Annotated in this window: 20 protein-coding genes, 1 tRNA gene and 1 pseudogene; 7 read left to right on the forward strand and 15 right to left on the reverse strand. The window is 61.8% G+C overall.

Annotated features, from left to right (window positions below; all coding sequences use genetic code 11):
• The first annotated feature begins 12 nt into the window (after positions 1-12).
• From QA637_RS09770 to QA637_RS09780, 3 genes are all read left to right on the forward strand, one after another.
• On the forward strand, positions 13-747 hold the full coding sequence (locus QA637_RS09770; protein WP_234886868.1) for a glycosyltransferase family 2 protein: 735 nt from the start codon (positions 13-15) through the stop codon (positions 745-747).
• 204 nt (positions 748-951) lie between these two features.
• The gene (locus tag QA637_RS09775; protein ID WP_153439484.1) at positions 952-1,443 is read left to right on the forward strand and encodes a hypothetical protein; all 492 of its coding nucleotides are present in this window, start codon (positions 952-954) and stop codon (positions 1,441-1,443) included.
• Positions 1,444-1,598: 155 nt separating this feature from the next.
• Positions 1,599-1,832, forward strand: coding sequence for a hypothetical protein (locus tag QA637_RS09780; RefSeq protein WP_153439482.1), 234 nt, complete (start codon positions 1,599-1,601; stop codon positions 1,830-1,832).
• Positions 1,833-1,930: 98 nt separating this feature from the next.
• Here QA637_RS09780 and QA637_RS09785 read toward each other — a convergent pair whose 3' ends face one another.
• From QA637_RS09785 to QA637_RS09795, 3 genes are all read right to left on the reverse strand, one after another.
• Positions 1,931-2,722, reverse strand: coding sequence for a DUF1194 domain-containing protein (locus QA637_RS09785; RefSeq protein ID WP_234886867.1), 792 nt, complete (start codon positions 2,720-2,722; stop codon positions 1,931-1,933).
• 445 nt (positions 2,723-3,167) lie between these two features.
• Positions 3,168-3,833 carry a pentapeptide repeat-containing protein gene (locus QA637_RS09790; RefSeq protein ID WP_153439542.1) on the reverse strand — a complete coding sequence of 222 codons (666 nt, stop codon included), beginning with the start codon at positions 3,831-3,833 and terminating at the stop codon, positions 3,168-3,170.
• A 501-nt stretch (positions 3,834-4,334) separates the two neighbouring features.
• A complete protein-coding gene (locus QA637_RS09795; protein WP_153439541.1) occupies positions 4,335-5,366 on the reverse strand; it encodes a Tim44 domain-containing protein in 1,032 nt (343 codons plus the stop codon).
• A gap of 626 nt (positions 5,367-5,992) precedes the next feature.
• Between QA637_RS09795 and QA637_RS09800 the strand changes: the two genes are divergently transcribed.
• Entirely contained in the window at positions 5,993-6,805 is an 813-nt protein-coding gene (locus tag QA637_RS09800; RefSeq protein ID WP_167528223.1) for a polysaccharide pyruvyl transferase family protein, read from the forward strand.
• 1,062 nt (positions 6,806-7,867) lie between these two features.
• Here QA637_RS09800 and QA637_RS09805 read toward each other — a convergent pair.
• Positions 7,868-8,173: a hypothetical protein gene (locus QA637_RS09805; protein ID WP_153439479.1), complete on the reverse strand. Its 306-nt coding sequence runs from the start codon at positions 8,171-8,173 to the stop codon at positions 7,868-7,870.
• Positions 8,174-8,441: 268 nt separating this feature from the next.
• Between QA637_RS09805 and QA637_RS09810 the strand changes: the two genes are divergently transcribed.
• On the forward strand, positions 8,442-8,738 hold the full coding sequence (locus QA637_RS09810; protein ID WP_234886866.1) for a putative metallopeptidase: 297 nt from the start codon (positions 8,442-8,444) through the stop codon (positions 8,736-8,738).
• A 529-nt stretch (positions 8,739-9,267) separates the two neighbouring features.
• Here the strand turns inward: QA637_RS09810 and QA637_RS09815 are convergent.
• The 7 genes from QA637_RS09815 to QA637_RS09845 form a co-directional block, all read right to left on the reverse strand.
• Positions 9,268-10,245, reverse strand: coding sequence for a glycosyltransferase family 2 protein (locus QA637_RS09815; protein ID WP_184108565.1), 978 nt, complete (start codon positions 10,243-10,245; stop codon positions 9,268-9,270).
• Positions 10,246-10,416: 171 nt separating this feature from the next.
• A complete protein-coding gene (locus QA637_RS09820) occupies positions 10,417-11,187 on the reverse strand; it encodes a Stf0 family sulfotransferase (protein WP_153439477.1) in 771 nt (256 codons plus the stop codon).
• Between the two features lie 477 nt (positions 11,188-11,664).
• Positions 11,665-12,783 (reverse strand): GSCFA domain-containing protein, encoded by a 1,119-nt coding sequence (locus QA637_RS09825; protein ID WP_153436327.1) that lies wholly within the window; start codon positions 12,781-12,783, stop codon positions 11,665-11,667.
• A gap of 156 nt (positions 12,784-12,939) precedes the next feature.
• On the reverse strand, positions 12,940-13,296 hold the full coding sequence (locus QA637_RS09830) for a hypothetical protein (protein ID WP_153436328.1): 357 nt from the start codon (positions 13,294-13,296) through the stop codon (positions 12,940-12,942).
• 507 nt (positions 13,297-13,803) lie between these two features.
• Entirely contained in the window at positions 13,804-13,968 is a 165-nt protein-coding gene (locus QA637_RS09835; protein WP_153436329.1) for a hypothetical protein, read from the reverse strand.
• Between the two features lie 391 nt (positions 13,969-14,359).
• Positions 14,360-15,442, reverse strand: a complete 1,083-nt coding sequence (locus QA637_RS09840; RefSeq protein ID WP_153436330.1) for a calcium-binding protein — start codon at positions 15,440-15,442, stop codon at positions 14,360-14,362.
• A gap of 327 nt (positions 15,443-15,769) precedes the next feature.
• Positions 15,770-15,845, reverse strand: a tRNA-Lys gene (locus QA637_RS09845).
• A 262-nt stretch (positions 15,846-16,107) separates the two neighbouring features.
• On the opposite strand from QA637_RS09845, the gene QA637_RS09850 reads away from it, so the two are divergent.
• Positions 16,108-16,521, forward strand: coding sequence for an OsmC family protein (locus QA637_RS09850; protein WP_153436331.1), 414 nt, complete (start codon positions 16,108-16,110; stop codon positions 16,519-16,521).
• 69 nt (positions 16,522-16,590) lie between these two features.
• Here QA637_RS09850 and QA637_RS09855 read toward each other — a convergent pair.
• From QA637_RS09855 to QA637_RS09865, 3 genes and pseudogenes are all read right to left on the reverse strand, one after another.
• Positions 16,591-17,396 (reverse strand): annotated as a pseudogene (locus QA637_RS09855) (endonuclease/exonuclease/phosphatase family protein).
• Positions 17,397-17,444: 48 nt separating this feature from the next.
• Complete coding sequence (locus QA637_RS09860; protein ID WP_153436332.1) at positions 17,445-18,356, reverse strand: PhzF family phenazine biosynthesis protein; 912 nt, start codon at positions 18,354-18,356, stop codon at positions 17,445-17,447.
• A 284-nt stretch (positions 18,357-18,640) separates the two neighbouring features.
• A complete protein-coding gene (locus QA637_RS09865) occupies positions 18,641-20,191 on the reverse strand; it encodes an FAD-dependent monooxygenase (protein ID WP_184108557.1) in 1,551 nt (516 codons plus the stop codon).
• A 184-nt stretch (positions 20,192-20,375) separates the two neighbouring features.
• Here QA637_RS09865 and QA637_RS09870 point away from each other — a divergent pair, with 184 nt between their 5' ends.
• Positions 20,376-21,203, forward strand: coding sequence for a nickel-binding protein (locus QA637_RS09870; RefSeq protein ID WP_283061295.1), 828 nt, complete (start codon positions 20,376-20,378; stop codon positions 21,201-21,203).
• A 56-nt stretch (positions 21,204-21,259) separates the two neighbouring features.
• On the opposite strand, the gene QA637_RS09875 is transcribed toward QA637_RS09870, so the two are convergent.
• On the reverse strand, positions 21,260-22,174 hold the full coding sequence (locus tag QA637_RS09875) for a LysR family transcriptional regulator (RefSeq protein ID WP_153441443.1): 915 nt from the start codon (positions 22,172-22,174) through the stop codon (positions 21,260-21,262).
• Positions 22,175-22,226: the final 52 nt, after the last annotated feature.

Raw genomic sequence — 22,226 nt, forward strand, 5'->3', positions numbered from 1 at the left:
AAGGCTGCATTTATGCCGAAAATTGACGTTTGCATCGTCGCCGCCCGGCGCCCCGATCTGCTCGCCGCGACGCTCGAAAGCCTGTCGACGCGGATGCTCGATCACTTCGAGATCGAAAATGTCTACATGAACCTCGATCCGATCTTCGGAGATGAGGCGGCCCACGCCGCCTGCCTCGCGCTGATCCGCAGCCGGTTTCCGGCGGCGATCGTCTTCGAGCCGGAAATTCCGAGCTTCGTCGGCGCCGTCCGGCGGCTCTGGTCGGCGACCGGGGCAGACTTCGTGCTGCACCTGGAGGACGATTGGATCGCCCTCACCGATATCGGTCCGGACGTCTTCGCCGCCTTTGAGGATCCCGCCATCGCGCAAGTGTCGCTCCACACCGCCGAGCAGAAATGGGACATCGCGAAGAAGGGCCATTTTCATAAGCGCAATGAATATGTGCGGCTGTTCGGCATCAAGATCCCGAAGTTCACCGCCTTCCCGATCTTCACCACCTCGCCGTCGCTTCTCAGAGGTCAATTCGTGCGGGACTGCGCGAGCCTCATGGATCCTGCGAGAGATCCCGAAAAACAATTCTATTACGGCGTGAACCCGGCGCTGGAAGAATACGTCCGCAACAGGAAGAGCTATATCTTCTCGCCCGAGAAACGCCCGGTCATTAAAGACATCGGCCGCGACTGGCAAAAGGAAAAGAAGATCAAGAAAGTCATCCGCGACGCCAATTCGGTCTGGGAAGCGGAGTAGCGCACTCCGTTTGCGGAACCGCGGCGCCTGGTGCCGCGCGTCCGCACCGGAAAGAATTCGCGAGACCGGTCGAACTGCTTCCGGGGGGCTGCGATTCGCATCCGGCCTCTGGCTCGCTCCCCACCAATTTTGCAGAACACCGGCCTTGCGGCTATCGTCGTCCAGCGACACCTGAATGTGGTACGACGAGAGCGGGCACTCACGATGGAGAAGGTCAGCGAAAGATCCTATGAACGACTCACGCCCGCGGACCTCGAAGAAATCGCCGCCGTCGCGCTTCGCACGCTCGCTGCCATCTTCGATCGCGCACCGGTCGCCTGTCTTTACCGTGATCGCCTGCTCCTCATTGCGCTGGCCCAAGGCAGTGCGCTGCATTATCTCGACGGCGTGAACGGCCTCAAGGACATCGACGTCTGGGCCTTTTTCGCGGCGGGTCTTGCCAAGCCTTTTCCGCATCGGAAGCGCTGGTGCGTGGACTTCGGCCCATCCCGTTTCGGCCGGCACCCGGCCGATCTCGGCTATCGCGGCCGCCGCCTCGACCTCATGGGCCGGTCGATCACCGTTGCCTCCGGCGAGCCGCCGCAACAGTCCGTACGGCGATGGCTCAGCTCGAAAAACCGGTCCGCGATCGAACTCAGCAAGAAGCCGATGTTCTCATTGTTTCCGCAAGCGTTCTTCGGCGAGCGGCTAAACTGAGCAACTCCAGGAAAAATGTGGGAGGTTTTCCGTTGCAAAACGCGATTGACTCCTGCCCAAATTAGAACATAATAAGAACATCCATCGGCGATGCGACCGCCAATCTGAAATCCAACGAAGCGAGAACTCCGACCATCCACGGAGAAGGAGAATTCATGTCCGCCGCGGAGCATTCCGATATCGAGGAATTCGACGAGTGGCTGGACGAGGTCGCAGCCGCGCTCGCCTGGCACGACGGCGACGCCGAGGCGACGATCCGCACCCTGCTCGCCGACTGCAAGCATCTTCGCGAGCAGTTGGCACTGGCCCAGATCGCGATGGGTATGGGTTTCACGCGCGGCTGGTCGCCTTGCGTGGAGCGCAGGGGCGAACTGGCAAGGCGAGGATAAAGCGGGCCACGGCTTGAGGAAAGTGTGAAGCGGCTTTCAGCCCGAACAGGAAACTTCAAAGGGTTGGCTCCATTTCTTCAGGTGAACATTGGAGCAATCTACCGGCCGATCGCGCGCTCCTGCAGTTCTTCACCGATGAAACAATTGTAGGGTTGCCCATACTGGATGGGGCTCACCCTCGTTTCTGCCTGCTGGCTCACTTCCAACCCGGAAATCTCGATGACGAGCTTCGCGAGGATCGCTGCCGCAAACTCGTCGATGTGTTTCACCTTCAGGAGAAAGGAACCTGGGCCGCCGATGACGCACTCACGGTAATAGACGTCGAGATCCGGGATCGACGCCGTGTCCGGCGCGCTCCGCAGCATGATGGGAAGGCCATCGATGGTGATCCCCTGGGCAACGGTGTTGTTGCGCGCGAGCGGCGCCGGCGCCCCAGCATTGTTGGGGCCGTCGCCCGATATATCGATGACGCGACGGCTCGAGCGAAACGGGCTTGTCTGGAAAAGCGTGCGACCGACCGCAAGCGTGTTCGAGATCGAGGTGAAGCCGATGCGTCGCATCGGTTGGCGCTCCAAGGCCTCGGCGAATTCCCGCGCAGTCCGGGCGTCGTAGAGCAGCGTCCACGGCATCACCTGAACCGCCTTGCCGCCCCATTCGACATAGGTCACGGCAATCTTTCCAAGTGGTCCACCACGCAACGCCGTGATGACCTCCGGACTGCGGAAGGCCTCCACATAGCCGGCCCGCTGCACGCCCAACTCCTCCGGTTCCATCGAATAGGAGACGTCAACCGCAATGACGAGTTCGAGATCGACGGCAACGGGTTCCGCAAGCCCGGGCCTGCCGAGAAGGCAGAGAGCAACAGCAAGCGGCCATCGGCGTTTCATCATGGCGGTTACCTACTGCCTGTTTTCTTAGATCGTAGCCTATTCAACGACAAAAACATGCAGCAATTCAAAGTGCGACAGCATCCCTTGCGCGTCTTGAGACGACGCGCCGCGCTGCAGGCGCGCGGCGCGATAGGCGCGCGATGGAAATCCACGTTGGTTTACGGCGGAATCTTACGCTTAAATCTCAGGAAGCACGTAGGGATCCCGGCAGATCCGCTCCACTATCGCGATTCACGGCATCGCGCCGTCACTCTCCGTAATCCGCCTACCGCGCCGTCATCCCCGGGCTTGACCCCGGGGCCAAGCCCGGGGATGACGGAACAAGAGGAAAGCCCGGCGCCAAACAGCGGCCGGACAACCGTCCAAACCGACAGCCTCCACCGGCGCAGCGTTCCGCGCAGCGGATAATTCCCATCTACCGCGTCCAACGCAGGCGAACCGTGCGTCAGTCGTCGTCGGTCGGACACGGCCATTTGGACGGGACGACAAGGCCGGCGGGCAGCTTCGTCGCCGCGTCGCCGCAGGCAAGGTCGACCTGCTCCTGTTCGAGCCCGGTCGCGGCCGAAAGGTCGAGGCCTTCTATCCTCGTCAGGAACAGGAACGCGCGGTCGAACTCGATCGGACCCTCGAAGACCGCGCCGCTTAGATTGGCGCGCGAGAGATTGGCCATCGAAAAGCGGACGCCCGTCAGCACCGCTTTATTGAAGTTTGCGCGCCCCAGTTCGGCCTTCTCGAAATCGGCGCCTGTCAGGCGCGCGCGGCTGAAATCCGTGCGCTGCAGTTCGGAGCCCACGAAGGAAGCGCCCTCGGCGGAAATGTCGGAAAAATTGCCGCGATAGGCCTCTACCCGGCTGAAATTCGCCTTGTCCGCGATGGCGCCGGCGAGCGAGGCGCGCATCAGCGTCGCCTTTTCGAGATTGGCGGAGCGAAGCGTGACCCCCCTGAGATCGGTCAGCGTGAAATCGGTATTGGTGAGATTGCTCCCCTCCAGGTCGCTGCCGCCGAGCATGAGCAGCCGCTTGTTGCAGTCCTGCCAATTTGTTTCCGGACCGGCGGAACTCTTGCAGTCCGCTGCCCCTTGGGCATAGCCGGTAAACGGTGAGGCCGCCATTGCGAGAACGAGCGCCGCCACACCGAGCAAGAGCGACGATGTGCGCCCCGCGGCTGTCGGATGGTCCGGTCCCCCTTCTGTCCGCGAAACCAGATCGGCCGAACCTTTCAGCCTCTTACCAGCGATGTCCATCCCCTTGCTCCAACGCCCGCAACGAAAAGAATTTTCCAGCAATTCAAGGCGTTACACCGATCATTGCCCGTCAGAACAGACACGCAATGATCGTCTTCGTCAAGACCGTGCGCGCCCGCGCGCACACCTTGAGCGGTTAGGCCACGTCGAGCGCCCACGTAATTCTACGCTCAAACCGCGCCGTGCTTAAGCGAATATGCGGTCACGAAATCGGGAATGATGGCGCCACGCGGCTACCGATCAGGTAGCAATGGCGAAATACCCCCTCTGCCCTGCCGGGCAGCCCGGCAGGGCAGAGGGGGGCAGATCCTGGGGCGCTCGGAGAGGCTGCGACGTAGATCGGGCATCACTCCAAATAGAAGCCGGGCCTCACGCCTGAACGCCCTGGATGGCGGAGACCTGCCATTCCGCGCCGGGTTTGCGCAGGAAGGTCCAGAGCTCGACCGCCTCGGTGAGCTTGTCGGCGTCGCCGCTGACGACGCGGCCGGTCGAGCGGTCGCGCATCACATCGATGCTCTCGTAGCGCATCGCGACGGTCGCATAGTCCATGCCGTTCTCGCGCCAGGCCTCGGCGACATCGCCCTGCACGAGATTGACGTCGCGAACCTCGTTCTTGAGCCCGCTCGTCGCGTTCTCGCTGAGTTCCTCCGCGAGATAGGACATAGCTTCCGGCGTGGTCAGCCGCCGCAGGGCCGCATAGTCCTCGGCACCGTAAGCCGCCTGCACCTCCTTCAGCATTGCCTCGAAGCGGTCGAGGTCGCGCTGGGTGACGCCGATTTCGTCGGTTTCGCCTGCGGCTGCGGCGGAAGAAGTCGCGGAAACGGAAGGCGCAGTCGCAGCCTGCCCGTAGGTCGCCCCCCTGCCCATTCCCTCGCCGATGTTTGGAATGCGGAAGGACGGCCCTCCTGACGAGGCGGCAGCCGACGAACGGGCCGAAGCGCCCGCACCCGAATAGGCTGGCTGCTGGCTACCGCGGAAGAACCGCATCGCCAGCATGATCGCGCCGATGATCAGGCCCACCTGCAGCAGGAGGCCGAGGAAGCCGACGCCACCGCCAAGGCCGTGGCCGAGCAGCATGCCGATCAGGCCGCCCATCATCAGACCGCCGAGCATCGAGCCGCCGAAGCCGTTGAAGAAGCCAGGCCGCCGGCCGGCCATTCCGTTCTGCGCCGCGGGGTTGGTCGCGGGATTGGTCGCCGAATTCGGCCGCGGCGTCATCGACCGCTCGATCGGCGCGGCATTGGTCGGCGCCGTGCGCGTGATCGGCGCGGTGGAAAAGGTGCGGCTGCCGCGCGAGCCGAAACCGCCGCCGGCGCGCCGTGCCTCGGCCACGTCGACCACCGTCAGCATGACTGTTAGGCCAACCGCGACCATCGCCAGAACTCGTCCAAAACGCTGCATGCCATCCATTCCCGTTGTTTCCTCCGGCCGGATCCCGGCCCGTGCATGGTTCTTCAATCCGGTTTGAAAGAGAGCCATGCACCAGTTTAAAGTGCTGCAGCGACCTTTGTGCGTCTTCAGACGCACGGGCCGCAGTAAGCCATATAGCGATTGCCCGGACCAAGTTTAAGGGCTGCGGGCCGATTTCCCTGCCTTGCCGCCGTTGTGAGCTTTCGGCAGTATCGTGCGCCCTGACACAAGCCGTCGACCGCCGCCTTCCTCTCGGATCAGGATTCGGGTATTTCACGACTTGATTAGGACTTTCAAATGAATCACTGCGTGATCTCTACAGCGCCGCGCGTCCTGTAAGACGCGCAAAGGACGCTGTGGCACTGTGAAGTGCTGCATGTTTTTACCCTTAAATCGAGTACGATCTAAGCAAACATGCAGTAGGCCAATTTAAGGACAAAATCATACAGCAGTGCGCAGTGCTGCGGCGACCTTGCGTACCTGAAAACACGCGCGACGCCTCAGGTCCGGTAGATGACCACGATGCTGCGAATGACGCGATGGATGCGGCGTTCGCAAGCGATCGTCAATGATGCTTCCCAGCAGGCCTGATGAGCAGGCTTCACAGGAGTCCGCGCGTGCGCAAAGTGAAAGTCTTCTCCGCCACCGTCGGCGAGAGCTTCGGCAAGACCACCGAAAACTTCGGCGACAATCTGATGGCTGATATCCTCCAGGACGTGTTTTCCGTCGAGCCGACCTATGTCGAACCCGCCCGGGCGGAACTCATCGGTGTCGGCAGCATCATCGACGCCTACTATCGCTACAGCCGCAAGAAATACGTGTTCTGGCGCAAGCGCCCCTGGCGGACACTGCACGTTTGGGGTTCCGGCTTCATGAACAGCGGAACGCCGGCGCTCTGGCCACAGCGCCTCGTCTTTGACGCGGTTCGCGGCGAATTGTCGAAGGCAAGAGTCGCGCCCGACCGCGACATTGCGCTCGGGGATCCGGCGATCCTGCTGCCGCTGATCTGGCCCAAGAAGGTTGTCGCCACGTCGGAAGTTGTGGTCATCCCGCACTTCGTCACCTACCAGACCTTTCTGGAGCGCTACGGAACCTCCCTGCCCAGGCACTGGAGGGTTCTCAATCTTCTCGGAGACCCGCGGAAAATTTGCGAGGCGATTTCCGCCAGTGAACTGGTGATATCCAGCAGTCTCCACGGCCTCATCGTCGCCGACGCCTATGGCGTGCCCTCGATCTGGATGGAGCCCCACGGCAAGATAAAGGGCGACGGATTCAAGTTTGCCGATTACTTCAGCTTCCGCGGCGCGCCCCTCCCCGGTCCGGTCGATTTCGATAGCCTGCTGGCGGCTGGCACGGTGGCCGGCAACGCGCCCGCCGTTCCATCCGCGGAGACGATTGATCGCCTGTTGCGGTCCTTTCCGTTCCGTTGATGCCATGCGGTTGAGTCAGAGCCGCGAAGGATGACCCCGCGCTTGCGGTTGCGGCTGCCGCAGGGATGACGGAGCGTGTTGTCATAGCGGAGACAAGAAATCGCCGGGAGTGTTCACGCTCACGGTTCGCGTTTGGGTGTCAGCCGAAACGTGATCGTTGGGATCGCATTTCGAAATCGCGCGTTTTTCCCGGAGAAACAACGATCTAGGAGTACCAGGCCCAAAAGGCCTCTACCGGCTCCGAGGAAGGTCGAAACGCGCAAGCTGTACACGCCGCACGAGGGAGAACCAATCCCGGTCTCCGATTACGATGTGAAGCGTTTGCCATATGCCAAGCATCTAGAGGATTTGCTCCCTGGCGAATGCAAGTGGCCCCTCAACAACGGCGGCCCTTACCTTTTCTGTGCTGCCAAGGCTGCCGGGAAATACTGCCAACACCACCAATCCAGGGCACTTGCAGGCCATCGCATTACGAAGTGGGGAAAAGCATAAAGAGATCACGTTTGTACGGAATCCGCGCCGCCCGCGGCTATCACCGCATGGCGGCCGCCGACGATCGCCTGCCGGAAAGCCGACGCATCCTCAGGTTCGTACGCTGCGTGGCTCAGCCGGGAGCTAGCAACGAGCGCAATGGTTGCTAAGTTGTTGGCATGCTGCCAACTGGTGACTCGAAACTCGCATTCAAAATTATCACCACCACCACCGCGGTCTACGGATTCGCAATAGTGATCGCAGCGTGGTTCGGTGGTGTCGTTGCGCTTTTTGCGGGAGCAATTGGCTTTGTCGCATCTCTCGCGTATTTCGCGTTGACCGAGCTAAGTAAGACGCGAGAGCGCAGGTGACCACCCGATGACCGCCGTCTATGCGGTAGGGTGGTCGCCTTCAGTTTCACGAGCCCGCCTCGCTCTGGGCAGATGCCACTGAATGACCGACGTTTTGTGCCGACGGTCGGCGTCGCCATGGGTGGATTTGAGCAGCCCTTGGGCAAGGCACCTTTCGTCGGCGTAGAGCAGCCCGGTAGCTGTCCAGACTCATAAGCTGGAGGTCACAGGTTCGAAGGTGTTACTTAGTTGGTTTCACAAGCGACACGACCCGTGGCTTAGACGGCGCATCTAGCCACTCGATCCACTTATCCCTTTCTTCGATCGTGTCGAAGAACCGCCAGAGCTTGTACTCCTCCTCAGTCGTTTCCAGCATCTCGCCAACGGTCACGAGCTCCAGCGGTAAGGTCACCTCGTTGCCGTCGAAGCGGACGAAATAGACGCCCTCGGCAGCAAGGCGAATTACCTGGCCTGTCCCATAGGTTCCATCGGGAGCGTCGAGGGTGAAGTACATGCCGGTCAAATTGTCTAAAACGGTTTTGCTCATAGGTATCGAATGCCAGTCCTGAAGAATGCCCGAGATGGGAAGTTCGCCCAGCCGCTGGGCAAAGGCAAGGCGCGCTAAAGGTTATCAGATCATATCAGAGACGATCTTCATTGGAGACAGTAAGCCGCGTGGCTCATTCCCGGCCTGCAACCAGCGCCTGGATCGGCCCTTACGGGTGTGGCCGGCAGCGTTAAAAGCGTGCAAGTGGGCTGCGCCCCCTAAGCAGGTTCGAATCGTAAAAAGCGTTCTCTGCGTAAACGCCGAGTTCATGGCGCTGGTCGAGCACGAGCTCTACCACGCTGCACAAGAGACGGATGCATCCGGCGCTCCCAAGTTCAGCCGATCGACAGGCCGCCCGGTGTTCGTCATCCGCGGTCAGGATGTCGAAGAGTTCGTGGGCGTCGTTGTTGCTACGGGGCAGATGCCGCAGGCGTCCGTGCAATCGTCGACGCTGCAAACCGGCCACCAGAGATCGCCAAAGCGCAGATCGCACATGCGTGCGGCACCTGCCAACTTGGGGTCGCCTAGTCCCGATCATTCACCATCGCGAACGCGCTGCCGGTAACGCTCTCGGTCCTCTTCGTTTGCTCCCGTGGAGAGGTCTTGCCCCGTCTCAATCCGGTGCGCGATAGGCTGCCACGGCCGCCCTGGGTTCTCTAGCTCCCAGAGCTTCTTTGCACGGCGCTCTATTTCACGGTCGTCCACTTGTGCCTCCATCATCGTTGCACGCGACCGCAAAGAGCATACCTTGATGGAGCCTTTATAGAGAGATGGCCAATCCGAAATATTCAGATGAGGTCAAAACCTACGTCGCGCAGGCGCTCGCTTGTTTCGACAGTCCGGCGGTCATCGAAGGCAGTCAAGGCCGAGTTCGATGTCGGTATGGCGATACGATCGCAACCACACGGCAGGGCAAAAGCGCTCGCGGCGGTTCCGGGCCGCCGGCGCTGACGTATGCGCACCTCATTCCTGTGCCTGTCACAGGAATCCTGCCGCGCCGCGTCTGCGGCGCGAGAAGGCTCAAACTTTATCGTCGGCGCAGATGGAGATGCGCCCGGGTTCGGCTGCTCTTCGCGCAGCGTTGCACACCTGTTTCAGTCCGGCGTGAACGCGACAGGCGCAATGAAGCCCAGTTCACGTAACTGCTTCGAGCCGGAAAACCGCACGGAGTCCGGGCTCTGGAAGTCGAATTCGCCGGAGCGCTGCAAATCGTCCAGCATCTTACGATAGGCGGCGGCGCCGGCGAAATATTGTCCGTCCGTCACCGCGTGCTCGATCTTCTCCTTGTAGTCGGAGAAGAACTTGAAGTGCAGCAGCACGCCGGAGATCGCCGGAAAATTCCGCTCGCACGGAAGCGGCTGGTGAATGCTGACACCCAGGTTGCAGTCCCTGTCCCAGAAGATCAGCGGATATTTCATGAGTTCCAGCACATGCGCGAACTTCCGCTTGCGAGGTCCGCCGGTAATGCTGATCGCACGCTTGGTGTAGGTGATCTCGTACCCTGCGCCGTCGAAGTGATCGGCGATCTCCCAGGGCATCCGCGCATCCGTTCCGTCGAGCGTTGCCGAACCAAGCGGGCCGATCGGGTACATGTCGAGCATGGGGGCCGCGAGGCGCTTTTCGCCGCGCGCTTCGAGCGCCCGGATGAGATTGCGAAGCGGCTGGCGTTCGCAATCGTCGTAGATCAGGAATTCGTCCGAGTCGACGTTGAGATACCAACGGTCCTTGCCGTAGCGCTCGAACAGCGTCTGGCGCCATTCGCGCCCGCGCCGGGCGTCCCGGTAGCGCAGCGGAGACGTCCAGACATCCACATCCGGCTGCGAGCTGAGATATTCGCGCGTGCCGTCCGAGGAAACGTCGTCGACGCAGATGAAGCGCGAGACGCCGAGCCTTCTGTAGTGCGCGAGAAAAGACGGCATGAGCTTCTGATCGTTGTGGGTGTTGAAGACGACCGGAATGTCGTCTCGACCGAGCGGCCGCGCACCGCCCTCGTTCAGACATGTCATGTCGATGGTGCGCTCCCGCTTGCGCTCGCGCGCCGCCAGCTTGAAGGTTTCGTACCTCGTCACGATCCGGTCGAGAAGGCTTCGTTGACCCCGCCCGTTTTCATGGTCGAAAAGACGAAAGGGGTAGTGAAGGTCCTTCAAGATCCGCTCCAGGTGCCGCTACGATAGCTGCGTTTATCGGGATCATCACCGGAATTCAACTCGGCAGCCGGTGACTTCCTCACCGCGCACCAGCAGCTAAAACGCGAAAGGATAGCGCGGTTCGAGCTTGCCGGTCGCCAGTTTCGCGAAGTTGCGCATCTTGCCCGGAATGTGTTCGCGACGGTCGTAGGCCCTGAGCAGGTCTCCCGACCGGCAATCGTCGTTGAAGCGCGCGATCCATTCCTCCGTCATGCCATCACGCTGAACGGCCATCCTGGTTTCGATCCTTGCCGGGATGCCAACCCCAAGATGTTCCGCGACATGCGCGATGAAAGGGTGCGGGTCGCCGGCAAGATCCTCGTAGGCAAATTCGGTAAAGGGCACAGCCAAGAGGTCCAGGTAGGTCTGCCAGAAGTTGTAGCTTTCCCGGATATAGAAGAAGCAGCGGGCGATCTGTTCGAAGTCATAGCGCGGCTCCGCCTTTGCTCCGTGGTGGGCGGCAAAGGCGCGCGTCTGACGCGCCCGCGCAAAGGAAATCGCCTGTCTCAGCGTATCCCTGCGCCTCAGGAAGACCAGCGCTGTCTCATGCTCGGCGAGGCAATGGCGGATGAAGTCCCGGCCGTAGCGCTCCTGGGTCACGAACAGCTGGTTCGGAAAGATCTTCATGCCGAACGCCCCGTTTGCGGTGGAGCATTTCCTGATGATTTCCGCGAAGAACGCCTCGAAAGGCAGGGTCTTCGCGTCCAACTGATGGGCCTTTGGAGCGAGCCACTCGGCCGGCAATCCCATTTCGCCGGAATTGCCGAGGAGAGTACTCAGCCAACTGGAGCCGCTTCTTGCTTCGGAGAGGATCAGGTATCCGCGCATCAGGTTGCCTATATTACGTTTCACTAAATCTGAAACGCGCGGCTAGTCGCCAATATGGACAATTTTCTGCCGCCCAGGCCCGATCTTCCTGAGAAAACGGGTGCGTAATTCGTCATCGACGCAAATATGCAACAGCGCGCGGGCTATGTAACTCAAAATAAGCACCGCGCTTCAGAGGCCCGCGCATCCCTTCAGGCGGCCCGACGCGTTGTTCGTCTCACGTTTCGGTGCTATATTTGGCCGTTCGATCGAGGGTGCCGGCACCCCTTCGGTAGATCGTTCGCCTCGAGCGCGCTTGGCCCAAACAAGCGCGCTTTCGCGTTTGTGGCGATAGCTACAGCGCCGTGCGTCCTTTAGGACGCACAAAGGACGCTGTAACTCTTTGATTCCACGCATCGTGCTTTCCGAAAATCGGGTCCGATTTTCGGGCCGATGCGCTAAGCAAACTCCGTACGCCCCAGCACAGGACGCCGCTCTTTAGCGAGACTTAGCCGCCCTCTTGCGCCCGACAAGACGCCTGACCATCGCGCCGAACCTCGGGCCAAACCTTGCCTGTGAAAATAGCGCATGGTCGTCCAGAGTATTGGCCGACTGCAGCCGCGCGATCTTCAGCATGGTCTCGGCCTGCTCGATCGTGAGGTCGGTGTTGCAAAAGGTTGCCTGAAACAAATTCATCACCGCGGGCACGATCATGTTCTGCAGGTGCCTGCCGTCTTCGACGAAACGGTTCGGAAACGCCTCGGTCACGATCTCGTAGGCGGGGAAGTAATAAAGGCGCCCTGCCCATGCATCGCTGCGCTCGCGGATCGTCTCGTCGATGGCGGCCCGAATGATCGCCTTGGATGCCGAGTTGGCCGTCAGGCAGGCGATGGGCCGGAATGTCGCGATCAACGGAATCGGCGAGACGGTGACGACGATCTTCGCCTGGGGCACGTGTTTTCCGATGAGCTCGATGATCTCCTGGATGCAGGCCTTCGTCTCGGCGAAGGTGCAAACGCGGAACTTGTGCCGGCTGGGATCGTAGTGCTTCATCGGAACGGCACGCCAGAAGACGCCGCCCGTCAACTCGTCGTACCAGATTTCCGACAGGCCGAACGTCAGAATGAAGACGTCCGTCTTCAGGAACACGTCCCGGGTGCGCGTCCGGATCTCTTCCGTCAGGTCGAACTCTTCGGCCTTGTAGCCATGCCAGAGATTTGTCGGCGGCGCTATACCCTCGAGCGCCCAACGGAACTGCTGGACGATCGAGTGGACATTGACCAGGCCCTCGCCCATCGACGAGATGTAGATGTCTCGATCGCGGTTCTTTGATACATCGAATCCCAGCTTCGCTAAATGCTTGCTGATGTTCTCGGCAAAGCACGAACCGAAGGCAGTAACGTTCGTCGTGGGAGAGATGAACGGCTTGTCCGGGGTCCAGCCCTTAAGCAGGAAGCGCGACGCAAAGTCGTCCTTCATGTGGTCGGAGCCGTATGGATTGAAGTTGCTGGCGCTACCCCGGAAAAAGGATGACCCCATCTTCTTGGGAGCCTCTCCCGCCGGGACAACGGAGACCGTCTCCTGGAAACCGGAATGGTCTATCGCCTTGATCGACATGATTGCCCCTTTGCCACGTGGCCGCGCGTGGACCCTAGTAAAGTGGCGTTTGTGAGGCAATAACAGTTGAGCAACTGCGGCAACAAGCCGAATTGGATCTTGCCCGATTAGAATAAAGTTGAAAATGGCGCGTCCAGGCGGCCGCGACACCTTACCCTAACCGCGGATCACCCAGGCCCCCAGCACAAGCAGGATAAGCGGCGGCCCCAGCAGCATGCCGCCGAAAAACAAAGCCGCGTTTTCTACTCGCCTGCCGGCTTGAAGTCGGCTGTTGATTTCGTCTGGAACGACAATGCTCGCACTTCCGGGTGTCGCGGCCTTTTCCCTTATGGATGCTGCCTCTTTCTCGGCTTTCCACCCGTCGGTGACCACTGCCCAGCCCTTGACGAAGATGGAGCCTCCATCCGTCACGTCTCGCCGCCGTCCTTCGACTTCAACGTAGACGACCAGTGTCAGCACCCAAAGCGCAGAGACGATCAACCACAGTCGAAAGAGGCCACGTGCGATATTCATCTTGTGCCCTACCTCACTACCGAGGATAGCACAGTGGCGATCGGCGACTAGTCCGTTCAATTTAGACCGCCACCCGGACGCGCAATTAAACAACTGCGGCGCGTCGCCGTAAGGTTCGCGGACTTTTGGGCCTCTGTTCATGCGCACATCGTCGCAGACTGCAGCACATGTCGCGCGCACCATGCCTCGCGTCGACACTCTTCCTGGTGGGCCGGTCGCTTCGATCGTCCCGTGCTAGCGGGCATCCGCATCGGGCTGCTGACGATCAAACCGCAACTTTGACTATTGCTCCCGCTGCCGCTGATTTACGAACGGCGATGGCTGGTGTTCACTCGCGAGGGTGAAGGCTCTTAGCCTCGTAGTTGTCTCGGTGGCGGCCTTCGGCCCCTCAACCTGGCAGAAGCTGTCCAGGCCAGCGCGATCTGCAACGAACGCGCGGAGATGGTTCGGCATGATCCCGGGATGTCATTGCACCTCGTCGGCGACGGAAGAGACTCATACTATGCACTACCCCCTTCCGTCGCCGTTCCCTTCGTCCAACTCATGGACGGACAGAAAGCCGTACTGCTCCAGCCACTCACGAAGGATGAGCCGGATTATCTCGTCTCGGGTCATCTGGAGTTCTTCGCAGGCCAGAGCGAGCGCCAGTTCAACGTCATCGTCGAAGTTCATTGTCCCCCTACCCTACGCACTACAACCAGAAGGTTGAATGGTCTCACAGCACAGGTTGCAGTCAAGGATTACCCAGCGCGCTCAATGGGATAAAGCCAAATTGGGCTAAGACTTATGGCCCATTTCCATATGGGACTAAAGTCCTACACACAGCGCGATTATCGCGCAAAGGACGCTGCAGCGCTTTGATTTGCTGCATGTTTCCTTAAGTCACCAGGACTTAGCGAAACTGCCGTTGGCAGGAAAAAAGCCGAGGCGCTCGGATTGTCGGTCGCCGCCCGCCGCCTTTCCTCGCCGCAGCAGCGCCGGGCACGGTCGATGGCTCGCTGCTCGCGCAGAGATAGCCGCAGAGTCGGCGGCCGACGTGAGAGCTTCTTCAGGCTTCCCTCAGTCAAACGAGCGCGAAGCCCGCATTCGAGAAGATGAAGTTGTCAGCGCTGAGTTCGTCCGTCTGCACGCCGAGCAGGGTGACCTGGTCGACCGTGCCATTCAGATGCAGAACGGCATTCCCATTGGCATCGTCGCTGATGTTGGGCAACAGGTCGGCGAAACTCGTGTATCCATAGCCCGAGATCTGAATGACATCCTTGTCGATCCCGAAATCGAAGATCTGGTCCCGCCCGCTGTAGCGGGCAAACAGGAATTGGTCGGCACCCGTCAAGTCGGGGAAGGGGCCAGGAAAACTAGAGCCAAGCACGCCATCGCCCCAGAGCTGATCGTTGCCACGGCCGCCGATCAGGGTGTCGGTTCCACCGTCGGTATCCACGGCGCTCTCCACATCGCCATAGAGGACGTCGTCACCCGTGCCTCCGTCGAGCAGGTCGTTGCCGCCGCTGGCGCCGCGCTCGCCGATAAAATCGCCGTAGAGGATATCATCGTCCGAGCCGCCGTAGAGCTGGTCGTCGCCGCCGAAGCCGCTGCTCAAAAACAGCGTCGTGACGCTATCGCCGTAGAGTGTGTCCTTCCCGTTGCCGCCTTCAAGCCGGTCGTCCCCGCCGAAGAAAAAGTCCTCTGTGGCGTGTGCGTCACCAGACAGGGTATCGTCTCCAGCGCCGCCATCCAGCCTGTCGTTGCCCCCGCGCCCGGAAGCCATTTCGAAGGCATCGCCATAGAGTATGTCGTTCCCTCTGCCCCCGTCGAGCCGATCATTCCCGCCCTCGGCGCCGAAAGAATCAATCGAGAAGGCATCACCGTAGAGCGTGTCGATCCCATTGCCCCCGTCGAGCCGGTCGTCGCCGCCGCGACCCAGGTCGGTTATCGCCCAGGCGTCGCCGAAGATGGTGTCGTCACCGCCGCGGCCGAAAAGGCGGTCGCTGCCGCCTTGCCCCGAGGACAGGGCGCCGCCGATCTCGAGGACACCAAATGTATTACCCGTCGTGAAGGGGTCTCCGAAGATGATGTCCGGATCGTTCGTCCCGAAGATGTCATTGTCGAGCCCGGGATAAGGCCCGATGCCACCGATCAGATTCGCCATGACCTGTTCCTCCCCAGTACTGAAGAGCGGCCGATGCTGATCCAAGAAGCTTGCGCCGCCCCTATGGGTCCGCAGATGATACTACCTTCAGGTTGACGCAGCGATAACCCGTGGGTGGCAGAAGCGCCGCGAGAAGTACACGTTGCGAGCGGCTTACCCAACTGAAGAATATGCCGTCGCATCCGATGGAGCTCATGGAACCCCGCTGGAGCGAGACCGAGCCGGCTGCTTTCAGGGACAAGAACGGAACGTGAATTGAAAACCGTTTCCAATTTGTTGGAAACCGGCAGCTTACAGGAATGCGAGAAACAAAAACATGAAAGTAGCTGGTGGGTGATCACGGGCTCGAACCGTGGACCCGCTGATTAAGAGTCAGCTGCTCTACCAACTGAGCTAATCACCCGTCCAGAACCGCGTCGCTGCGGTCTGGTGGGGCGTATAATGGCGTTCGCCCGGCTTGTCCAGCACCCTTTGCAAAATTTTTGGGAAATTCTTCAACGGCTCACAGTGAGGCGGCGAAACCGGTGGTGCAGCTCGCGTGGACGACGCCGTCCGCCCCTTTCCTCTCGTCGGTGCGGCGCCTCGGCTGCGCAAAACCGCTCACGCTTATCCCCCGTCCCGTTCTAAACTGCGCTCATCAGGCCGGCGTTCTGGAGGAGCAAGAAATGGCGTCGATGACGGTTGAATTGCGCAATGTCGAAGGCACGGAGGCGGCGATCGGCTGGGCCGGAAGCCACACCGTCGTGGTCGACCGGCCGGAGGGCAAGGCGGGCGGCCGGGGGCTCGGCTTCAATGGCGCGCAGTTGCTGGCGCTGGCGCTTGGCGGCTGCTTCTGCAACGATCTTCGTTACGCCGCGCACCAGATGGGCGTCGCCCTCGGCAAGATCGCCGTCACCGTCACGGTGGAGCTCGAAGGCGAGCCGCTGCTGACGACGGCCGCGGCCATGTCGGTCAGCTGCGAAACGCTCGACGGCTCCGATCCGCAGGCGATCATTGATCGCGCCAAGGCGATCTGCATGGTCGCCAACACGCTCAAACAGGGCGTCCCGGTGGAGATCCGGTCGGCTGCCGCTGCGTGATCGCTTGAATTCAACGTGTTGCATTGCCCTTTTGCGCGCCAGGAAGGACGCACGGTGCCCGCCGCTCGCCTACCCCACCTCGACGAGCAGCGCCCGGTGGTCGGAAACTTCCGGCTCCTCGACCACGTCGAAGCGGTTGACCTTCACCTCCGGCGTCACCAGCATGTAATCGGCGAAGCGGTTCTCCTTTTCGTAATAGGAGGTCCGAGTATCCGTGAAGCCGCGTGATGTCACGAGATCGGTAAGCCAGAGCTTCCCCAGCACCTCGAAAGTCTCGCTTCCCGGCAGGACATTGAAGTCGCCGCAGACGATCAGCCGCTCGTTGTCGCGCCGCACCCGCTCCACCAGGCTCACCAGCGCCTCCACCTGCGCCCGGCGCGCCGGCGTGTCCTCTTTGCCGGCAAGGTCGCGCAGGCCATGCATATGAGCGATGGTGATGGTGAAGCTGTCCGCGTAGCTCATCAGCCGCAGGCAGTGAGCGTTTCGCGCCCGCGGATGCGCGCCCCAACCGTCGGCCGAAAAGCTTCCATGAACGAAGTCGAGCGCCTGGCCGATGACCGGCAACGACTTGCGGACGAAGGTGGCCAGTCCAAACTCGGAGCCACGTCTTCGCCGTCTAAGAGCTCGCCCCTCGCCGTCGGGCAAAAGAAACCGTCATGTCCCGGAAGCACGGCGGCGATCTCGTCGAAGAGATTGGCGCGCTGCGGCAATTCGAGCCCGCGGTCGCGGTAGACCAGCCAGTTGGCGCGCGAGGCGGCCGTGCGCGTCACCTCCTGCAGGCAGAGCACATCCGGGTCGATCTCGGCGAGATAGCGGATCAGCGGCGCATGCACCCGGGCGCCCCATGCGTTCAGCGAAACTATACGCAATGCCATATCTTTTGCTCCCGTTCGCCTTGCAGAACGAATGTCCGTGAATCTACGTCAGACCGCCAGCTCGCCGTCCGCAACCTTGACCGCATGGCCGCCGATGCGGGCGGTCGCGATCTTGCCGCCGGCGATGTCGAGATGCAGGTGAAGGAAGGACGGCCGCCCCATCTCCACCCCCTGCTCGATCAGGATCGGATGGTGCCCGTCGACCAGTTCGTCGAAGAGGTTGATGGCGCCGGCAAGGGCTGCGACCGCCGAGCCGGTCGCCGGATCCTCCCGCTTCTCGGGGTTGAACATGCGGGCGTGGAAGCGCGCCATGTGGTTGACGCCGCCGCGGCAGTAGAGATAGGCGCCGGCGAGCCTGCCTTCGGCCATCGGCGCAAGCTGCTCCCACCGTTGCGCGTCGAATTCCACCGCCGCCACCGCGCCGACGTCGTGCAGCGGCACCATGACGAAGGGCACGCCAGCGGTCCAGAACGAGATCACGTGGTTCTCGAATCCGATCTGCGTTGCCTTCACGCTCAGCGCGTCGGCGATCGCCTGCTTGTCGAAGCGCGCGTCGAGCCGGCTCGGCTTGCGCGGCAGGTCGAACTCGGCAAAGCTCGCCTCCCCCGGCTTCAGCCGCACCGCCGAGCGCACCGGCCCCACCCGTTCCTCGAGCACCTGCATCAGGTCGAGCGGCTTGCCGTAATCGCCATGGCTGGCTTCCGCCAGCGCCACTGCGGCCCCGACGGTCGGATGGCCCGCAAAGGGCAATTCATGCACCGGCGTGAAGATCCTCAGCCGCGCCGAATGGGCGGCACTTCCAGGCCGCTGCACGAACACCGTCTCCGAAAGATTGAACTCCCGGGCAATCGCCTGCATGGCGCCGTCGCTCAGGCCGTCGCCATCGAACACTACGGCGAGAGGATTACCCTCCAGACGCTTCTCGGTGAACACGTCGTAGATCGCGTAGCGCCGTGTCATTCATCCCCCTCGCCGGTACCGCATGTTTCCTCAAATCGGAACCGATTCAAATAGAAAATCACGCAGAAATTCAAAATGCTACAGCGACCTGCGCCTCTTGATCAGACGCGCTGGCACTGTCGCGCGTGGCTGTGGAGAGCCGACCGGCCCTGCGAAGGAAATCACGCTCGTTTCAATGTCGTGTCGCACACACGAAGTCATCCGCAGGCATCGCGGCGCTCCATCGAAGACCTTGCAATGCCATCGCGCGCGCGGCAAGGCAAAATTGCGCGCGAGCAGGCGCCTCACTGCGGTCCGCGCGTCGCCACGCCAACCTTGATGGCGAACTCCGCGATATAGCCGAGGAACGAACCCGGGTCTTGCGTTTCCACGGCCAGCGCTACGTGGCCGTCCGGGCGCACCAGATACGCGGCATCGCGGCTCAAGCCAGCCGCTCCGGCGGCCGGTGTCCAGGCAAAGGCGTGGATCTGAACTCCGGTCGGAGCCAGCGCCGCGCGAAATGCCGGACTTGCTGCGCCATAGACATGGATCTGCCAGTCAAGCGAGGAAAGCGGCGCGAAATTGTCCCCCTCGCCGGCATCAGCCAATCCCTCGACGTAGGGGAGCCGATCGCCACCGCGCACGCGGCCGGCCCCGCCGCGGCTGATGGCGCTTTCGCGGTAGTCAATGCCTATCTGCGACACTGTCCGAAACGCGAGTCTCGCGCCCGCCCTGTTTGCGACGAAGAGGGCGATCATCTTCGGCATCAGGTAGCGGCGCCAGAGACCGGCGAGCGTCGACCGACTGGTCAACACCCGGAACATCTGATCGGTGGTCTTGATCAGCCGCCGGGCGAAGGCGATCCGCTCCGGCTCATAGCTGTCGAGCAGCCGCGCGTCCGCGCACCCGCCGAGAACGGCGGCGAGCTTCCAGCCGAGGTTCACCGCATCGCCGATGCCGGTGTTCATGCCCTGCCCACCGGCCGGACTGTGGATATGGCCGGCGTCGCCGGCGATGAATACCCGCCCGACGCAAAAATGCTCGGCGACCCGGTGGTGGAGCCGATAGGTGGAGAACCAGTTGGCCGCCTTGACCACGACGCCGGTGAGCCGCTCGACCTCGGCGCGGATCGCCTCGAAGCGGACCGTCTCCTCCGCCGCATGGCTGCCCGGCACGATGCCGATCAGCCGCACCGAGCCCGACTGGCGCACTGGCAGCACGATCGCGAAGCCATGCGTATCGAGGCAGACGTTCAGGCCGCTGCAGGCATTCTCCACCGCCACATCGGCGACATAGAACGACTGCTCGTAGGTGCCGCCCGGAAAGCCGAGCTTCATGCCATGGCGCACCGTGCTGCTCGCGCCGTCCGCGCCACAGAGATAAGCGGCCCGGATGACCTCGCTAGTGCCGTCCTTCGTGACGGTCGCGGTCACGCCTGAGGCATCCTGCTTGAAGGTGACGAATTCCGCGCGCCGCTCGACGGCAACGCCCATTTTTTCGAGGTGGCCGATCAGGATGCGCTCGTGAATGTCCTGCGGTAGCGCGAAGGCGAAGGCATAGCGGCTGAGCCCGGCACCGAAATCGCCGAGCTTCAAGGTTGCGGCGATCCCCGACGGCGTGCGCACGGCCAGGCGCTCGACACGGATGCCGGCCGCCAGCGCGTCGTCGACGATGCCAAGCTGGCGATAGAATTCGAGCGTGCGTGCCTGCACCGCGATCGCCCGCGAGGTCTCGCCCGGCCCGGGCGCCTTGTCGATGATCCTCAAATCGATGCCGAGCCGCTTCAGCCACAGCGCCAGAACCAACCCCGTAGGTCCGGCGCCGACGATCAGAACCTCAGTCTCGGAAGTCTTCATCGAACCTACATTGCCTCCGTGGGCTCCCCGAACAGAGGTCACTTTGAACTACTTCATCGTTCTGTACAGCTGCAAGCAACGAGCTCCGCCTCCACCGGGCGACACTCGGGACTTTAGCGATTGCTCATCAATGGGATCGCACATAGACTGCAACACGCGAGATGAGATAACAGCGGGGGCGATAATGGCCATCTTCATGGACCGGCATGACCTCAAGGGGTACACAGCAGCCGACGTCGCCGAGGCGCATCGCAAGGATCTCGAAATCCAGGATCAGTATGGCGTAAAATTCCTCACCTACTGGTTCGACCAGCAGCGCGGCACCACTTTCTGCCTCATCGACGCCCCGGACAAGGAAACCGCCCAGTGCGTGCATCGCGAGGCGCATGGGCATGTTGCCGGCGAGATCGTCGAGGTCGCGCTTTCGGCCGTCGAGGCTTTTCTCGGTCGTATCCAGGACCCGGAGCCGCTCGCCGGCGATCTGCAGAACAACAAGGACTGTGGGCATCGCGCCATCATGTTCACCGATATCGTCGGCTCCACGGAAATGACGGCGCGCCTTGGGGACCGCATGGCCACCGAGTTGGTCAGAGCGCACGATTCGATCGTGCACAGGTGCCTGAACGAGTTTGGCGGGCGCGAGGTGAAGCACACCGGCGACGGGATCATGGCATCCTTCGCGTCGACGAAGCACGCGGTTGATTGCGCAATCGCGATTCATCGTGATTTCCGGCGCTACAACAGCGGAAACGCCGAACCGATCCACATCCGCATTGGCATCGATAGCGGAGAGCCGGTCGAGGACAGCAACGATCTTTTCGGCACCACGGTGCAACTCGCGGCCCGCCTGTGTTCGGCTGCTGCCGCCGATCAGACGCTTGTTTCGGAGAACGTCTATCGCGAGCTTGGCAGCCCGGACGCCTTCAGCGCAATGAAACGTCGGCGGCTCAAAGGGTTTTCCCGGCCCGTTGCGGCATTCGAATGCGCCCCGGCAGGGTCCGGATCGCGGTGATTTTTGGCCCATGAAATGAAGACCCGCCGCGCTCGTCGACGGTACAGTCCGCACCGTCACCTCATGAGCCTGGGCAACTGGGCCGCTAAGGCATCGACCGCAAATCGCACCTTCAGCGGCAGATACGGCGTCTGCAGCCATAGCGCATGATTGTCGAAGTGGAGCCCGGGTTGATCGGACAGGAGCGGCACGAGCGCACCTGCCTCGATGCGCTCTCGAACAAGCCAGCCGGGAAGCCAGGCAAGCCCCAGGCCGGCGACGGCGGCGTCGGCGATCGCGTCGAGATCATCGAGGCGCAGGCGGTTGCGCGGCGTCACCTCTGCCGGAAGCCCATCGTCACGCGGAAACAGCCAGGGGTGAACACGGCCCGACCGGCTGTAGATGATGCCGTGATGGCTGCCGAGGTCCTCGATCTGCCGTGGCGGGCCGTGCCTATCGAGATAGGATGGCGAGCCACAAACGACCATGTGATGGCGCGCGAGGCGACGCGCGATCGTCCCTGCCCTGTCCTCCAGATTGCGGCTGCTGGCTGCCAGGCTGCGGATCGCAAGGTCAAAGCCATCGCCCGCAAGGTCGGCGAAGCGATCGTTGAACGACAGGTCGAGTTCGAGGGCCGGATATCGCTCGGCAAGCTTGAGAAGGATGGGGACGACACAGCGCCGACCGAAGAGCGCCGGCATCGTCACCCGAAGTCGTCCGCGCGGCTCGGAAAACTGATCGGCCGCGAGCGCATCCGCAGCCTCGGCTTCGGCGAGCACCACGCGGCAGCGCTCATAATAGGCCCGACCGAAGTCCGTCAGGCTCTGGCGCCGCGTCGTGCGGTTGAGGAGGCGTACGCCGAGCCGCTCTTCAAGGAACCGCACATGCTTGCCGACCATCGGTCCGGACAGATCGAGAGCACTCGCGGCAGCCGCAAACGAGCCGAGATCGACGGCCTTGACGAAGACGGCCATGCTCGCAAGGCGATCCATATTCATAACTCCTGGTTTCGACTTTCCTGCCTTGATCGCTATTTATCCCCCG

This window comes from Sinorhizobium terangae, assembly GCF_029714365.1.
Taxonomy (GTDB): domain Bacteria; phylum Pseudomonadota; class Alphaproteobacteria; order Rhizobiales; family Rhizobiaceae; genus Sinorhizobium; species Sinorhizobium terangae.

Coding starts and splice junctions, on each gene's coding strand:
- QA637_RS09785 (WP_234886867.1), bottom strand. CDS start 2,722: ATGATGAAACGCCGATGGCCGCTTGCTGTTGCTCTCTGCCTTCTCGGC.
- QA637_RS09860 (WP_153436332.1), bottom strand. CDS start 18,356: ATGACACGGCGCTACGCGATCTACGACGTGTTCACCGAGAAGCGTCTG.
- QA637_RS09770 (WP_234886868.1), top strand. CDS start 13: ATGCCGAAAATTGACGTTTGCATCGTCGCCGCCCGGCGCCCCGATCTG.
- QA637_RS09795 (WP_153439541.1), bottom strand. CDS start 5,366: ATGCAGCGTTTTGGACGAGTTCTGGCGATGGTCGCGGTTGGCCTAACA.
- QA637_RS09825 (WP_153436327.1), bottom strand. CDS start 12,783: ATGTCGATCAAGGCGATAGACCATTCCGGTTTCCAGGAGACGGTCTCC.
- QA637_RS09820 (WP_153439477.1), bottom strand. CDS start 11,187: ATGCGCGGATACCTGATCCTCTCCGAAGCAAGAAGCGGCTCCAGTTGG.
- QA637_RS09875 (WP_153441443.1), bottom strand. CDS start 22,174: ATGGATCGCCTTGCGAGCATGGCCGTCTTCGTCAAGGCCGTCGATCTC.
- QA637_RS09870 (WP_283061295.1), top strand. CDS start 20,376: ATGGCCATCTTCATGGACCGGCATGACCTCAAGGGGTACACAGCAGCC.
- QA637_RS09790 (WP_153439542.1), bottom strand. CDS start 3,833: ATGGCGGCCTCACCGTTTACCGGCTATGCCCAAGGGGCAGCGGACTGC.
- QA637_RS09835 (WP_153436329.1), bottom strand. CDS start 13,968: ATGAACTTCGACGATGACGTTGAACTGGCGCTCGCTCTGGCCTGCGAA.
- QA637_RS09805 (WP_153439479.1), bottom strand. CDS start 8,173: ATGAGCAAAACCGTTTTAGACAATTTGACCGGCATGTACTTCACCCTC.
- QA637_RS09810 (WP_234886866.1), top strand. CDS start 8,442: ATGGCGCTGGTCGAGCACGAGCTCTACCACGCTGCACAAGAGACGGAT.
- QA637_RS09830 (WP_153436328.1), bottom strand. CDS start 13,296: ATGAATATCGCACGTGGCCTCTTTCGACTGTGGTTGATCGTCTCTGCG.
- QA637_RS09780 (WP_153439482.1), top strand. CDS start 1,599: ATGTCCGCCGCGGAGCATTCCGATATCGAGGAATTCGACGAGTGGCTG.
- QA637_RS09775 (WP_153439484.1), top strand. CDS start 952: ATGGAGAAGGTCAGCGAAAGATCCTATGAACGACTCACGCCCGCGGAC.
- QA637_RS09865 (WP_184108557.1), bottom strand. CDS start 20,191: ATGAAGACTTCCGAGACTGAGGTTCTGATCGTCGGCGCCGGACCTACG.
- QA637_RS09850 (WP_153436331.1), top strand. CDS start 16,108: ATGGCGTCGATGACGGTTGAATTGCGCAATGTCGAAGGCACGGAGGCG.
- QA637_RS09840 (WP_153436330.1), bottom strand. CDS start 15,442: ATGGCGAATCTGATCGGTGGCATCGGGCCTTATCCCGGGCTCGACAAT.